This is a genomic window from Brevibacillus fortis (genome assembly GCF_003013395.1).
GTDB classification, from domain to species: domain Bacteria; phylum Bacillota; class Bacilli; order Brevibacillales; family Brevibacillaceae; genus Brevibacillus; species Brevibacillus fortis.
The window spans coordinates 56,025-71,150 of record NZ_PXZM01000048.1; the positions used below are offsets into that span (position 1 = coordinate 56,025).

The following is a 15,126-nucleotide window of genomic DNA, read 5'->3' on the forward strand; positions in this document are numbered from 1 at the left end:
AGAGCGATCACTGTGGAGAATCAGCAACGTAATTTTGGTACCTGGCAAATTACAAGCATTATGATCAGTTCGATGATCGGGGTAGGGATTCTCACCATCCCGAGAACGTCCACTATGCTTCTTCAACAAGCGGGGTGGATAGGCCCTATTTCAGGTGCCTTAATAGCCGGCGTGGCAGTGACGGCCATCGTGTATTTAGGTAACCAGTTTCCTGGTCTTACCTTTGTCGAATTTATGCCGCGGATATTTGGTTCTGTCATAGGCACCATGTGTATTTGTCTATTCATTCTTTATCAGTTTTTCAATGCAGGTATAACAGCCAGAGTGTTTGGGGAAGTCGTCGTGACCTCCGTTTTGCCAGATACACCGCTGGAGGTAATTATAGTCACGCTGCTTTTGTTGGTCTTGTTTCTATGCTGTCATGAGATTGAAGTAGTGGCAAGGGTAAATGAGCTGTTGATTCCTTTTCTCCTGTTGCCGTCTCTCCTGATTCCGCTCGTTTCCTTTATGAACGCAGATTGGTACAATTTATTGCCATTTCATGTAGAGTCATGGACAGATGTCGTAAAAACAGGTCTGGATACTTACACGCTTTATACCGGATATGAGCTGTTAATGGTTTATTTTGCTTTCGCCATTCCAGGTGCAAGGCTTGGAGTGGCAAGCATCACAGGCATGAGCTTTGCCTTTGTCGTTTATATGATTTCAGTTATCGCAGGTATCTCTGTATTTGGATATGAAGAATTACAGCGGCTGATTTGGCCTACGCTTGAACTGGTCAAGGTAACTCAGAGAACCGGCTGGTTTTTGGAGCGTTTTGAGTCCGCTTTTCTTGCGATCTGGGTTGCTTCTGTATTTACAACGATCGGGAATATGTTTTATGCGACGATTTTTTCATTACGGCAGTGGTTTCGCAAAGGCATTCGTTTTCAGCGAATTAGCGCGATAGTAATGATGGTGCCACTTTTTTTCTTTTCATTAATACCCCAAAATATAGTGGAGTTGTATTCCTATTTAAAACACTTGACCACCATGGGATATATGGTAACCATCTTTATTCCAATCTTGCTGGCAATCACCCAGTTCATGCGCAATAAAATCAACAAAGGTCGGAAAGAAAACATCGAAAAAGGAGGGACTTAATTAGCCCCTCCCTTTGCCAACATCTGTTTTTCTGAATGTCATTGAAAATGGATGTTAGATCGGTTTTTCCGCTTGTTCAGGCAAGTGTTCCGCGATAGTCGTAATCATGGATTGACGTGAGGAAGCATCACTGTTTTGCCACAGGACTTCAAACAAAACGCCTAAACCCGGAAGTGTCTTCTCCTGACCGCTAGAGATGGCATCACTGATGGTTTCTTCAACGGCGTTGGGGTCTGAGCCTTGCATTTTGTACATGATCGCTTGACGTAGATTGAGTGAGGCAATGTTCATGACCGTGCTTGCACCTCTCTTTTGAAAATGAATTCAAGAAATAGTATTTGTAAACACTGATTGGTGCATACCATACTTCTCGGAAAAAACGGACAGGACCGTTTTGTTGCGGATGTTTTGGTTGTGCTATAATGCTTGTTATTGGTAAGTTCCGTAAAGGAGAAGATTAACATGTCCAAGCAATTTGCCATTATCGGGATGGGACGTTTTGGTTCTAGCGTGGCGAGAACGCTGTACGAGATGGATTATGAAGTCATGGGAATAGATGAGAACGAGGAGCGTATCAACGAAAATATTCAATATGTAACGCACGCGGTAGCAGCTGATTCTACGGATGAACGCGCCTTGAAGGAAATCGGCATTCGCAATTTTGACGTAGTAGTCGTGGCCATTGGGGTCGATATTCAGGCGAGCATCCTGACGGTATTGACACTGAAAGACTTGGGTGTCAAAAAGATCGTAGCAAAAGCGCAGAATGAGCGTCATGGACAAGTATTGTACAAGGTGGGAGCTGACCGTGTCGTATTCCCTGAGCGTGACATGGGTGTGCGGGTCGCCCACAATCTGATCTCCTCTAACGTTCTTGACTTTATTGAGCTGGCGGAGGACTACAGCGTGGCGGAGGTAGTCGTGTCGTCCAAGCTAGTCGGTCAAAACCTACGGCAACTGGATATTCGGAAAAAATACGAGGTCAACGTTATTGCCATCAAAAGCGGAGATAAATTCAACATCGCTCCTAGCCCGGATGAAGTCATCCAATACGGCGACGTGCTTGTGGTGATCGGGAACAACAAAGACTTACGCGAATTTGAGGAGCGGGCATAGGTTGATGACAAATGAAATCATTACTTCGGTACAAAACCCTCTGGTAAAGCGATTGCACCAGTTGCTGTCACGGAAAGGACGGGAAGAGCAGCAGCGTTTTCTCGTGGAAGGCGCGCATCTGGTGGAGGAGGCGTTAAAAAGCGGTGCGGAGGTAGTCACGGTTATCTACGATCAGCAGCGTGACATGGACCCTGCCTGTCAACGTGCTCTGGCTAACCATCCGGAAGCTGTCCAGGTCATTGCTGCATCAGAAGCAGTGCTGGCGAAGCTGTCCGAAACAAAGTCGCCGCAAGGAATTGTAGCCGAAGTGAAAAAAACAGCAGCAGATTGGGCAAAATGGGTAGATAAGAAGAGAGAGGAACAAGGCAGCTTGTTACTCCTCTTTTTGGACGAAGTACAGGACCCGGGCAACCTCGGCACGATTTTGCGTACTGCAGAAGCGGCAGCAGTCGATGGTGTCGTACTTGGGAGTGGCAGTGTCGATATTTACAATGGAAAAGTGGTACGGGCCACAATGGGCGCACTGTTCCGCATCCCAGTCTTTACACAATCGTTAGTCGAGACGGCAGATGAATGGAAGGCAAAGGGAGGGCGAGTTTTGATCTCTTCCTTGGAGCAAAACAGTGTTTCCTATGACGAAGCTGACTATGCTGGTCTGACGGCAATGGTCATCGGAAATGAAGGAAGAGGCGTCTCCAAAGAGATGTTTGCCAGGGCAGATCAATTCGTTCACATACCGCTTTATGGCGGCGCAGAGTCACTGAATGCGGCAGTCGCGGCAGGAATTTTTGTATACGAGGCACAACGCAAAAGAAAAGATCGGCATGCTTAGCCGATCTTTTGCTCACTTTTCTTCTCTTTGTACTCTTCGCGCGCGAGCTGCCATTGATCCTGCGCCATCCGGATAATGCCGCTCTCAATGGTGTGATTGCGAAAGGCGAGTGCTTTGCCGAAATACTTGATGGCTAAGTCAAACTTTTCGAGTCTGCGGTAGAGCTCACCAATCAAGTACAGCAAGCGGAGTTCGGTCATTTCCTTGTCGCCGCGTGTATAGTCGGAATGAATATACGATTGTTCATATTCTTCCACGGCCATATCGATAAAGCGCATTTCTTCTGCGACATTTTTCTGGAATCGATAAAGCCAGGCGAGTCGCAAATACAAACCTGCTTTTACAGAATGAGGCTGGTCAGTCAATTCTGCGGCGTAAATCGCCAGCTTGTAGCTGACAATGGCTTCTGGTACTTGACGAACCTGGCCAAAATCTTTCGGCCTCCACTTTGATGTTATTTGCTCGTCCACGATTTGCTTTTGCCAGGGAGCGAGCTTGTCTCGGAACTGATCCGTAAAAGCGAAGCCACACTCAGGGCAGACATTGACGGTATATATAATAGGATTCAAAGATTGCTCTTTAAAGGTGGTATAAAAGTCGCTGTCGCGATGGAGCATCGTCAACGTGCCGCTTCTGATCCTTTTGGTCGAAAAGGTCGCTTGGCAATGGCGGCAGTTGCTTGTCTTATCGTAAAGGGCGGAAACATTTTCAATCATGTCAAAATCCCCTTTCGAATGGTAACACACGCATGGAAACGATCATGCGGATATGTAACATTTGTAGAATTGAAAGTTCTCTCTTGTTGCGCTATAATTTTCCTACGTCTTAATTATAACGTAAAGCGATGACGGAGACTAGTACGCAGGACCTATCTGTTTTTCAGGGAGAAGATGTCACAGACTGCGAGCATCTTTAACATGATAGCTGCCGAATTCACTCCAAAGCCGCACTCTGAACCGCTTTTCGCGCAGTAGGAGCAGCCGGGTCATACCCGTTACCAATGATCTGAAGTGAGGCAAATGTCTCTTTCTACTAGTGATATTGTCATGGATTTGTCACAGGGTGGAAGCGAATTGTCTAACAAGGGTGGTACCGCGAGAAAAAAGTAACTCGTCCCTTTTCTGGGGCGGGTTTTTCTTTTTTTTTTACGTGGAGGAAAGTTTAAGTGCTTCACAGTGTGAAATAGCGACTGTGCTTAAACTTTCCGGAGCGCATAATAACTTTCCGCTAAGACGCGGTCGCTCATCCATGAGAAGGCCTCGATAGAGGTTATTTTATCAAATGAAAAAAGGAGCGATTCGAAGTGCAAACTCGGTTGCAAGAAATGAAAGAGTCCGCACTGGGCCAAATCAGCCAAGTGACAGAAGCCGCACAACTTCAGGATTTGCGTGTCAAATACCTGGGGAAAAAGGGCGAGTTGACAGAACTGCTGCGCGGAATGGGCGGCCTGTCCCCTGAAGAGCGTCCAGTTGTCGGTCAGCTGGTAAATGAAGTAAGAGAAGCGCTGGAGGCAGCGTTCTCTGGCAAACAACAAGCATTTGAAGAAGCGGCTCTCTTTGCCAAGCTTTCTTCTCAAACGATCGATGTGACACTGCCAGGACGTCCAGTACCAGCAGGCACCATGCACCCGCTCTCTCGAATCATTGAAGAGATCGAAGACATTTTCATCGGTCTGGGCTTTGAAGTGGCAGAAGGTCCTGAGGTAGAAATGGACCACTTCAACTTCGAGATGCTGAACCTGCCAAAAGATCACCCGGCACGCGACATGCAAGATACATTCTACGTCACAGAAGAGCTACTGCTCCGTACACAGACATCTCCTGTGCAAGCACGTACGATGTTGAAAAAAGAAGGCAAGACACCACTCAAAATGATCTGTCCGGGTAAAGTGTATCGCCGCGATGATGACGATGCGACACACTCCCATCAATTCACGCAGATCGAGGGTCTCGTCATTGATAAAAAAATTGGGATGAGTGACTTGAAAGGTACCCTCTTGACGTTTGCCCGTCAAATGTTCGGGGAAAACCAACAAATTCGTTTGCGCCCTAGCTTCTTCCCGTTCACGGAGCCTTCCGTAGAAGTAGACCTGCAATGCTTCAACTGCGGTGGCAACGGTTGCCGTGTATGTAAGCAAACAGGCTGGATCGAGATTTTGGGTGCTGGTATGGTCCACCCGCGCGTACTGGAAATGGCCGGCTACAACCCTGAGGAAGTCAGCGGCTTTGCATTCGGTATGGGTGTAGAACGCATTGCGATGCTCAAATACGCGGTGGAAGACATCCGCCATTTTTATACCAACGACGTTCGTTTCCTGCGTCAGTTCAATCGAGGCTAGAGAGGAGAGGCAAAGATGAAGGTATCGTACCAATGGTTATCTGAATACGTCGATCTGAGTGGAACGACGCCCCAGGAGCTGGCTGAAAAGCTGACTCGCAGCGGGATTGAAGTAGACGCAGTTGAATCGCGCAACGCAGGTGTATCCGGTGTTGTGATCGGTTATGTAAAAGAACGCAGCAAGCACCCGGATGCAGACCGTCTCAACGTATGCGTCGTTGATGCAGGAAAAGGAGAAGACCTGCAAATTGTTTGTGGAGCAGCGAACGTAGACAAGGGACAAAAAGTTCTCGTTGCCCTGATCGGTGCAAAGCTCCCTGATGGTCTGAACATCAAGCGTTCCAAGCTGCGCGGTGTAGAATCCCAAGGGATGATCTGCTCGGCAAAAGAATTGGGCTTAAACGAAAAGCTTCTGGCAAAAGATCAGCAAGAAGGCATTATGGTCCTGCCAGCGGATGCGGAAATTGGAATGGATGCTGTTTCCTACCTCGGCTTGGATGACTACGTGCTGGAATTGGGATTGACGCCGAACCGTTCTGATTGCTTGAGCATGCTGGGGGTTGCTTACGAGGTTGCCGCTATTTTGGGCAAAGAAGTGGTATTCCCGCAAACCGAGCTGACCGAAAATGGTGGCGCCAACCCGATTCAAGTCAAGATCGAAGCTACGAATGAAAGCTATCAATACCACGGCCGTCACTTCACCAACGCCAAAATCGCGACATCTCCGCAATGGATGAAAAATCGCCTGATGGCAGCGGGAATTCGTCCGATCAACAACGTGGTAGACGTAACGAACTATGTCCTGCTTGAATACGGTCAGCCGCTGCATGCTTTTGATGCGACACAGGTAGCTGATCGCTCTATTGTCGTTCGACTGGCAAACGAGGGTGAAAAACTCGTGACATTGGACGATCAAGAGCGCACGCTGGATGAGCAAACCTTGCTGATTGCCGACCAGACCAAAGGCTTGGCGATCGCTGGTGTCATGGGCGGAGCTAACTCCGAAATCACTGGCGAAACGAGCGAAATCATTCTCGAAGCAGCTTGGTTCACTCCGAAAACAGTACGCCGCACAGCTCGTATGCTCGGCATGCGTACGGAAGGCTGCGTACGTTGGGAAAAAGGCGTTGACCAAGCGCGTGTACAGGAAGCGGGAGAGCGCGCCGCAGCACTGATTCAGCAATTGTCTGGGGCAACGGTATCCAAAGGAATCAGCTCTGCTGTTGTAAGCGAAGCTACGCCTGCTGTTGTTTCCGTTACGCTTACCAAAATCAATCAGCATCTGGGAACCGACATGTCGGCTTCTGATGTATCGCCGATTTTCGAGCGTCTGCAATTCCCGTTTGAAGTAGCAGGCGACAAATGGACGGTAACCGTTCCGACGAGACGTGGAGACATTACACTGCCAGAGGATTTGGTGGAAGAGGTTGCACGTCTGTACGGCTACGACAACATTCCGACCAGCTTGCCTTCTGGTTCGTCCACACAAGGACAGTTGACAAAAGAACAGCAATTGCGCCGTACCATCCGTCATCATTTGATCGGTACTGGCATGAATGAAGCGATTTCCTATGCACTGGTTCATCCTGATCGTGTCGAGGCAGTGGCTGGTCTGCATCAGGAAAAAGTAAACCCTGTTGCGCTCATGATGCCTATGAGTGAAGACCATAGCGTTCTGCGCACGAGCTTGATTCCTAGCCTCTTGGAAACAGTCGCTTACAATAAAAACCGCCAAAACCACGATATCGCGATTTTTGAATTGGGCCGTGTGTTCTTGACGAAAGAAGAAACACTCACACAGCTTCCGGAAGAGCGTCTGTATGTAGCCGGTGCATTGACTGGGCAGCTGCTCACACAAAACTGGATGGGTGCTAAGCAGCCTGTTGATTTCTTCCAAACCAAAGGGATTGTGGAATCACTCTTTGCCCGTTTGGGTATCCAAGCTGCCCAGTACAAAGCAGTACAGGACATCGCGGGTATGCACCCGGGACGTACCGCAGAAGTATGGGTAGGAGAAAAACGTCTGGGCTATCTGGGGCAAGTTCATCCAGGTACAGAAAAAGCGTATGATCTGTCCGAAACATACGTATTCCAGTTGGATGTAACTGCTTTGATTGATGTAGCTGCCGAGGTAGGACATTACAATCAGTTGCCGAAGTCCCCAGCGGTAACGCGTGACTTGGCTCTCGTTGTCGATCGCAGTGTAGCTGCTGGTGCATTGGAAGCAACGATTCGTGAAGTGGCAGGTGAACTGCTCGAGTCCGTAACCCTGTTCGATGTATATATGGGTGAGCGTATTGCCCAAGATAAGAAGAGCATGGCATTTGCCCTCGTATTCCGTCACGCAGAGCGTACTTTGCAGGACGAAGAGATTCAACAAGTGACCACTGCTGTCATCGAAGCCTTGAAAAACAACACAAGCGCTGAATTGCGCATGTAAGATTGCTTGACGAAATCTGACATTTTCAGTAACCTAAAAAAGGATAAAGTAGAGCAAAGGTCGCAGTAGGGAGGTACCTCTCGTGCAAGGTGATGGGAAAAATCGTTTGACGGTGGACATCTTTGGCCAACAATACCGGCTCAGTGGCAAGGCAAGTGTCAATCACATACGCATGGTGGCCGGTTTCGTTGATGACAAGATGAACGAAATCGCAAACGGCAACCATCGACTGGATACTGCCAAAATTGCCGTACTTTCTGCGGTTAATATTGCGGATGAATACTTCCGCTTGCGTCAGGAGTACGAAGAACTGCTGAAAATCATTCAGGAAGAGGCAAAGGCTAAACCGATAGATTGAGGAAAAGAGGGGCGAAATGCCTCTCTTTTCACGTTTTGGGTAAAAGGAGAAGAGCCACCCCGTCTTTGATGGGATGGCTCTTTGTCGCATTTTGCCTATGTCTCCTGCTTGTTCCCGGCATCTCCATCGCGCATATCCATATGGGTTTTGATCGGGATAAACAAGTCGATGATCCCGATCACCAAGGAAGCCAGAAGTGCTCCAAGAATTGTTACGCGGAAGCCAGAGACGAGGAACTGAGTGAGATAAATCACGACGGCACTGACCAAGAAGCCGATAATACCACGATTGTACGGCGAAATTCGATCTCCGAAAATGGCTTCTACGGCCCAGCCAATCAGTGCGATGACAACGGCCGCGAACAGAGCTGTCCAAAAACTGCTAACCGAAAAGCCGGGGACCAGAAAGCCGACAAACATCAGGACTACGGCAGCGACGATAAAGCGGATGATATGGCGCATGATCGTCAAGTGTACTCCTCCTTTAGGGTTGTTTCACTTTCATTCTCTCACGCAAAGAGTAGAACTATGCCAAACGAAAACGTGTAAAATTATCCTTCGCCAGTGGTGCCTGTCCAATGCTATCCGTTGCCCAAGTTTTCTAAGCTCCGCTGCCATGCTATAATGGGGAGATCGTAATGATTGCCGGTATAGACCGTCGCTCCCGCCCGCACGGTACAACGGTCGCCGCTGGTTAAAGAAGGAGGAGCACAGTGGAACAACGGGTTTTAAAGACGTTAGAATACGATAAAATAGTCGCCCTGTTGATTGACAAGGCATCTTGCACATATGGAAAAGAAAAAGCATCAGAGCTGATTCCTTTTTTACGCTTAGATGAAGTTATTACCGCTCAGCAAGGGACTGAACAAGCAGCAACCGTATTACGCCTAAAGGGCAGCGTGCCTCTCGGTGGCATTCGCGATATTCGCGGTCCCGTACAGCGCGCCAGATTGAACGCCATGCTTGCTCCGATGGAATTGTTGGATATCGCCAGTACCGTTATGGCTGGACGCAGGCTCAAAACGTTTTTGCTCGATATGTGTGAGGATCACGAGCTGCCATTATTGAAACAGCAGGCAGAGCGGATTGAAGGTCTGCGCGAGTTGGAAACCGAAATTCGCCGCTGTATCGATGAAAACGGCGATATTTTGGACAGCGCGAGTCTTGAATTGCGTCAGGTACGTCAGGAGATCAGACAGCTCGAGTCGCGCATTCGCGAAAAGCTCGATCAAATGACACGCTCGTCTACTTACCAAAAAATGCTGATGGAAAACATCGTAACGATTCGTGGCGATCGTTTCGTTATTCCGGTGAAGCAGGAGTATCGTTCTGTATTTGGCGGAATTGTCCACGATCAGTCGGCATCTGGGGCGACGCTCTTTATCGAACCGGAAGTAATCGTTGAGATGAACAACAAGCTTCGCGAGCTTCGCCTGCGCGAGGAGCGTGAAGTGGAACGAATTCTGTATGTGTTGACGGAGCAGGTATCCTTTGCAGTAGAGGCTTTGATCGAGAACACAGAAGCACTGACAGAGCTCGATTTTATGTTTGCAAAGGCTCAGCTAGCTTGGAGCATGAAGGCGATTTGTCCACGCATCAATGATCGCGGATACGTAAACGTGCGAAAAGCGCGTCATCCACTCATTCCACGAGAAGTTGTCGTTCCTGTAGATGTGGAGCTAGGTGGAGAGTATCAGGCAATTGTGGTGACAGGTCCGAATACGGGCGGAAAAACCGTCTCCCTCAAAACAATCGGACTGCTGTCCTTGATGACCATGGCAGGCTTGCATATTCCGGCAGAGGAAGAGAGCGAGATGACGGTGTTCTCCTCCGTTTTTGCTGATATCGGGGATGAACAATCCATCGAACAGAGCCTGTCTACATTCTCGAGCCATATGACCAATATTATTCAAATCTTGGCGAAAATGGACGACAAGAGCTTGGTTCTGTTTGACGAGCTGGGCGCAGGAACAGACCCGACAGAGGGTGCTGCTCTGGCCATGTCCATTATCGACCATGTGATTGATTCCGGTGCGAGATTGGTCGCAACGACTCACTATAGCGAATTGAAGGCGTATGCCTACGATCGACCCGAGGTCATCAACGCCAGCGTAGAATTTGACGTACAGACGCTGCGTCCTACTTACCGCTTGCTCATTGGGGTGCCTGGCAGGTCTAATGCGTTTGCCATCGCAAGACGTCTGGGATTGCCGGAACACATCATTGATGTAGCGCGCGGCTCGATCAGTGAGGAAGACAATCAGGTCGAGAGCATGATCGCATCATTGGAGCGCAATCGCAAGTCGGCGGAAGCAGACAGATTGGCGGCAAAAGCGGCACGCCAAGAAGCGGAAGAGCTGCGTACACAGCTGGAAGAAGAGCGTGCCCAATTTGCTGAAGAGAAAAACAAGCGAATGGAGCGAGCTGAGGACGAAGCGCGAATTGCTGTCCAACTCGCAAAAGAAGAAGCCGAGACGATCATTCGCGAGCTGCGTGAGATGATGGCAGAAGGCATGGAAATCAAGGAGCATCGTCTCATCGATGCGAAGAAGCGTCTGGGCAATGCCGTCCTTGAGCTGGAAAAGGAAAAGGTGAAGAAGCCGGCGAAAGCGGTTCGGGCCACACAGATCAAGGTGGGCGACGAGGTAATGGTGACGAGCTTCGGACAAAAGGGAACCGTGCTGGAAAAGGTAAACAATGAAGAATTCCTCGTGCAGATCGGGATCATGAAAATGAAAGTGAAGCGCGATGATATGCATGTACAAAACACCATCCAGCAAAAACCACAAGCAGCTCCGTACACCTCTGTGAAGCGCCGCAGTGACAATATCAAGATGGATCTCGACTTGCGCGGCTACAACGTCGAGGACAGCATTCGGGAAATCGATCAGTTTTTAGATGATGCGCTGTTGGCAGGCTTGCATTCGGTCTCCATTATTCACGGACACGGGACAGGGGTACTGCGCAAAGGCGTGCACGAGTATTTGAGAAGCCATCGTAATGTGAAATCCTTCCGCTTAGGTGGTCAAGGAGAAGGCGGCGTAGGTGCTACCATTGCCGAATTGAAATAAGAGGTCGGGAGGGACATATGGAAAGCCTTCTACACAATCCATATTTTGCAACTGCAGCTTATTTTACTGTGTCTGGACTGGCGATGGTTTTATTCTTAGCCATTTTTGAACTGGTGACGCGTTATCGTGTTTGGGATGAATTGAAGCGAGGGAACATGGCAGTAGCAATGGCAACAGGTGGGAAAATTTTTGGGATCGCGAACATTTTCCGCTATTCCATTCAAGCGCATTTGTCTTTGGGCGAAGCGTTGATTTGGGGGACTTTCGGATTTTTCCTGTTATTGTCTGCTTACTTCATTTTTGAATTCATGACCCCTACGTTTAATGTCGATCAGGAAATTGCAAAAGATAACAGGGCCATTGGTTTTATTGCGATGGTCCTGTCCATCGGCTTTTCGTATATCATAGGGGCATCCTTGCCTCGTTAGACGGGTTGAACGATATTTCAAACGAGAGTATAATTTGATTTGGCGAAAGAGTACCAAACTATTCTGCCCAATCAAAGTCCTTTTTACGAAAAAGAGGACAAGCCAAGATTGTATGGGGGAGGATACGCCTTGGAAACGTTGTACAAGGTCCTCATCGGATTGTGTGTGGTTTTTATCGCTGCAGGTGTTTACTACCTGTCCTAAAAATGCAAGTTGGCCGCGTGACTTCCACTAGTCATACGGACCTTACTTAGAGAATGTGAAAGAGGAGATACGCAATGACTCAACCTGTACGCGTAGCTGTTGTGGGATTGGGGTTTGTAGGCTTGCCATTGGCGCTTACCTATGCCATGAAAGGAGCAAACGTCATCGGTATTGACGTCTTACCGCATGTCGTCGATGAGATCAATGCGGCACATTCCCATCACCTGGAGTCCTATCAGGGAAAAACGTTGCCAGAGATCCTCAAAGAGCAGATTGAAGCAAAACGTTTCCGTGCAACGACCTCCTACGAGGAAGCTGCTGCGGAAGTCCATAATTATATTGTAACAGCCGGATTGCCTGTTCATAACGGCGATCCTGATCTCGGACCGCTGAAAAGCTGTGCGCAATCGCTCGGTCGCGTACTGAAAAAAGGCGATACCGTCATGATCCGCAGCACCGTTGTACCAGGAACGACGGAAGACGTGATTCTTCCGATTTTGGAGGAAACAAGCGGTCTTACTGCTGGTGTCGATTTCTACCTGACATACTGCTCGGAGCGAATTGCAGAAGGGCGTGCTTTTGAAGAGTTCATCCATATGCCGCTGGTTCTGGGTGGCATCAATGAACAAAGCGCTGAAAAAGGAAAAGAGTTGTTGTCCTTCATCAGCGAGACGGACATCACGATCTCGGATATCCGAGTAGTCGAGACAGCAAAAGTCATCGAGAATATCCAGCGTGATGTGAACATTGCGATGGTACAGGAATTCGCTCGTTTCTCCGAGGCATTCGGAATTGATACGTTTGAGCTGATCAAGGTTGCCAATACGCATACGCGCGTGAACATGTTATCGCCAGGACCGGGTGTAGGCGGCTTCTGCTTGCCTAATGCGCTGTATTACTTGCAGCCTAAGGCACGTGAATTAGATGTAAACCTGCCGATTCTGCAGCTGGCTCGCAACACGAATGATGCGGTACCTGAAGTGTTGATCAGCATGCTCGAGCAAGCCTTGAAGAAAAATGGCAAGACATTGGTAGAAAGCCGGGTAGCTGTCTTGGGGATGGCAATGAAAGACTTTTCCAATGACGACCGCGTAAGCCCTGTCCATGACCTAATCAAGCTGCTCATAGCAAAAGGAGTAGACGTTCGTTCCTACGATCCAGCTGTTCCGACACTCTATGATCATAAGGTTGATACTCTGGAGAAAGCAGTAAACGGAGCAGATGCGTTGTTCCTGACTGCTGTGCAAAAGGAGTTTGCTGAGGCGAATTGGGCCAATGTCGCTGAAAAGATGGCTGACGCGCCGATCCTCTTCGATACGAAGAACCGCATCCCGCGTGACCTTGTCAGCAAGGCGACTGTGGTGCGCATTTAATTCTTGAACAAGTTCACTGATTCGAATGCCAAAACCTCTCTAAACGCACGTAAAAGCGTTTGGAGAGGTTTTTTTTCATAAAGTAGTGAACCATATTGAACGAGAGAGCCAATACAAGGTGTATACAATTTCAGGGGGCCCTCCGATGAATGATCAAATGTTAGAACTGTGGCTGGACCGTTTGCTTACTGGGGATCAGGAAGCTTTTGAGGTGGTCTACAGCATGACACGGACAAAAATTTACGGGACCGTATCAGCCATGGTCACGAATAAAGAAGATGCTCATGATATTGTGAGCGAAATTTACTATCAGCTATGGAGATCACTGCCTGGCTATGATCGCAAACGTCCGTTTCTTTTCTGGGTGAATGGGATTGTCATTAGACAGGTGAAAAACTGGCGTAGACAGATTTGGAGAAGATTCCGTCTGTTAGAACGGAAACAGAGCTTGGAAGAACAGCAACATGTCGAAACGCCGGATGAGCCAATGCTTGCGATGGAGTCTGCCACAGAGATGCAGCAAGCAATCCAAAAGCTGCCGTTCAAGCTGCGGATCGTGGTTATTTATCGGTATTACTACGATTACACATACGATCAGATTGCCGAACTGCTGCAAATACCAGTGGGGACAGCAAAATCGAGAAATCATCTGGCATTAAAGCGAATCCGAGAGTCGTTTGACGTCGATTGGAATGAGGAGGAGCTCCAAACATGTCTATCGAGAAAATCATAAAACAGTCACTCACCAAACAAATTGACGAGACCACGATACCTGATGAAGTGGACCAGCGAGTCAGGCAGTCCTTTCATCGCTACCACAAAAAAAAGGAGACTATAACGATGAAGAAAAGATTAGTTATGATGGGATTGGTTGCTGCTATTATACTGCCGACTGGAGTATATGCGGCTTTAAATGGAACTTCATATTTTGCAGACAAACCAAAAGACTTGAACAGTTTAGTCGATGAAGGGGTTAAGCGAGCAGCGGCAGAAGGGCTGTCCATTCCGATCGATCAAAAAATAACCGATCAAGGAATTACCATTCATTTTACGGAAGTGTATGCGGAAGAATCCAAAGTTTTGCTGCACTATCGCATCGAACAACAAAACGGAGAATTGGTGCCTTTCGAGTTCGATACGACAGGATTAGATGTGGTAGGCGAACAAAATGGTAATCCCGTGTACCAGGATAAAAACGTGGAAGGTACGAGTGTCCTAAACTTTATCGGGACCAGCAAAGAGGATCATTTGCCTTTCTACTTAACTGACGAGTCCAGTAAGGAAGTAGAGGTGGGAATAGCGGATCACGATAAGCCAGAGGGCGTTCTGGCCTTCCTCGCGAGTGGATTCAAGCTACCACAGCCACTCACCTTGAATGTCGATGTGAACCGGATCGGCAAAACAACGGGCAATTGGAAGGGACAAATTGTTGTTGACCAGAGCAAAGCAAAAGAAGCAACAGAGGCTGCGAAATAGGAGAAAAAAACTAGACCACGTATAATAAGCCTCGTAATTGGCAATAGTAACCGGGGTAAGACAATATTTCAAAATGTCATGTAAGGGTTACATGCTAGGAGGCAAAAATGGAACGTGGAAGAGTAAAGTGGTTCAACAGCGAAAAAGGTTTCGGTTTTATCGAACGTGATGGTGGAGATGACGTATTCGTTCACTTCTCCGCTATTCAGGGAGAAGGGTACAAATCCTTGGACGAAGGGCAAGAGGTTGAGTTTGAAGTAGAAAACGGTCAACGCGGTCCTCAAGCGACGAACGTTCGGAAACTATAAGAGCTGAAACGACAAGCAGACTCAGGTGATGGGTCTGCTTT

General features: G+C 48.3%; 15 protein-coding genes. 12 read left to right on the top strand and 3 right to left on the bottom strand.

The annotated features are described in order from the left end of the window. The first annotated feature begins 12 nt into the window (after window positions 1–12). Window positions 13–1,143 (top strand): GerAB/ArcD/ProY family transporter, encoded by a 1,131-nt coding sequence (locus tag C7R93_RS26375; RefSeq protein WP_106841576.1) that lies wholly within the window; start codon window positions 13–15, stop codon window positions 1,141–1,143. A 54-nt stretch (window positions 1,144–1,197) separates the two neighbouring features. Here C7R93_RS26375 and sspI read toward each other — a convergent pair whose 3' ends face one another. Beyond that, on the bottom strand, window positions 1,198–1,434 hold the full coding sequence (gene sspI, locus C7R93_RS26380) for a small acid-soluble spore protein SspI (protein ID WP_007728525.1): 237 nt from the start codon (window positions 1,432–1,434) through the stop codon (window positions 1,198–1,200). Window positions 1,435–1,605: 171 nt separating this feature from the next. Between sspI and C7R93_RS26385 the strand changes: the two genes are divergently transcribed. Together C7R93_RS26385 and C7R93_RS26390 are read left to right on the top strand one after the other, a co-directional pair. Further along, the gene (locus C7R93_RS26385; protein ID WP_007728524.1) at window positions 1,606–2,259 is read left to right on the top strand and encodes a potassium channel family protein; all 654 of its coding nucleotides are present in this window, start codon (window positions 1,606–1,608) and stop codon (window positions 2,257–2,259) included. Between the two features lie 4 nt (window positions 2,260–2,263). Next, window positions 2,264–3,091 carry a TrmH family RNA methyltransferase gene (locus C7R93_RS26390; protein ID WP_106841619.1) on the top strand — a complete coding sequence of 276 codons (828 nt, stop codon included), beginning with the start codon at window positions 2,264–2,266 and terminating at the stop codon, window positions 3,089–3,091. Here the strand turns inward: C7R93_RS26390 and C7R93_RS26395 are convergent. Then, on the bottom strand, window positions 3,088–3,807 hold the full coding sequence (locus tag C7R93_RS26395; RefSeq protein ID WP_106841577.1) for a DUF2225 domain-containing protein: 720 nt from the start codon (window positions 3,805–3,807) through the stop codon (window positions 3,088–3,090). The genes C7R93_RS26390 and C7R93_RS26395 overlap by 4 nt on opposite strands. Before the next feature lie 587 nt (window positions 3,808–4,394). On the opposite strand from C7R93_RS26395, the gene pheS reads away from it, so the two are divergent. The 3 genes from pheS to zapA all read left to right on the top strand — a co-directional run bounded on the left by pheS (window position 4,395) and on the right by zapA (window position 8,226). Then, window positions 4,395–5,429 (top strand): phenylalanine--tRNA ligase subunit alpha, encoded by a 1,035-nt coding sequence (gene pheS, locus C7R93_RS26400; RefSeq protein ID WP_106841578.1) that lies wholly within the window; start codon window positions 4,395–4,397, stop codon window positions 5,427–5,429. 15 nt (window positions 5,430–5,444) lie between these two features. Continuing rightward, on the top strand, window positions 5,445–7,868 hold the full coding sequence (gene pheT / locus C7R93_RS26405; protein WP_106841579.1) for a phenylalanine--tRNA ligase subunit beta: 2,424 nt from the start codon (window positions 5,445–5,447) through the stop codon (window positions 7,866–7,868). Window positions 7,869–7,950: 82 nt separating this feature from the next. Then, window positions 7,951–8,226, top strand: coding sequence for a cell division protein ZapA (zapA, locus tag C7R93_RS26410; RefSeq protein WP_007728510.1), 276 nt, complete (start codon window positions 7,951–7,953; stop codon window positions 8,224–8,226). 95 nt (window positions 8,227–8,321) lie between these two features. Here the strand turns inward: zapA and C7R93_RS26415 are convergent, their stop codons facing one another. Next, complete coding sequence (locus C7R93_RS26415; protein ID WP_106841580.1) at window positions 8,322–8,696, bottom strand: phage holin family protein; 375 nt, start codon at window positions 8,694–8,696, stop codon at window positions 8,322–8,324. Between the two features lie 242 nt (window positions 8,697–8,938). Between C7R93_RS26415 and C7R93_RS26420 the strand changes: the two genes are divergently transcribed. The 6 genes from C7R93_RS26420 to C7R93_RS26445 all read left to right on the top strand — a co-directional run bounded on the left by C7R93_RS26420 (window position 8,939) and on the right by C7R93_RS26445 (window position 15,085). Further along, complete coding sequence (locus tag C7R93_RS26420; RefSeq protein WP_106841581.1) at window positions 8,939–11,296, top strand: endonuclease MutS2; 2,358 nt, start codon at window positions 8,939–8,941, stop codon at window positions 11,294–11,296. A 17-nt stretch (window positions 11,297–11,313) separates the two neighbouring features. Further along, window positions 11,314–11,724 carry a DUF350 domain-containing protein gene (locus C7R93_RS26425; protein ID WP_106841582.1) on the top strand — a complete coding sequence of 137 codons (411 nt, stop codon included), beginning with the start codon at window positions 11,314–11,316 and terminating at the stop codon, window positions 11,722–11,724. Between the two features lie 278 nt (window positions 11,725–12,002). Beyond that, window positions 12,003–13,301, top strand: coding sequence for a nucleotide sugar dehydrogenase (locus tag C7R93_RS26430; RefSeq protein ID WP_106841583.1), 1,299 nt, complete (start codon window positions 12,003–12,005; stop codon window positions 13,299–13,301). 145 nt (window positions 13,302–13,446) lie between these two features. Then, window positions 13,447–14,034 (top strand): sigma-70 family RNA polymerase sigma factor, encoded by a 588-nt coding sequence (locus tag C7R93_RS26435; RefSeq protein WP_106841584.1) that lies wholly within the window; start codon window positions 13,447–13,449, stop codon window positions 14,032–14,034. Then, window positions 14,013–14,777 (top strand): DUF4179 domain-containing protein, encoded by a 765-nt coding sequence (locus C7R93_RS26440; RefSeq protein WP_106841585.1) that lies wholly within the window; start codon window positions 14,013–14,015, stop codon window positions 14,775–14,777. Before C7R93_RS26435 ends, C7R93_RS26440 begins: the two co-directional genes overlap by 22 nt. 107 nt (window positions 14,778–14,884) lie before the next feature. After that, entirely contained in the window at window positions 14,885–15,085 is a 201-nt protein-coding gene (locus C7R93_RS26445) for a cold-shock protein (RefSeq protein ID WP_106841586.1), read from the top strand. Window positions 15,086–15,126 lie beyond the last annotated feature (41 nt).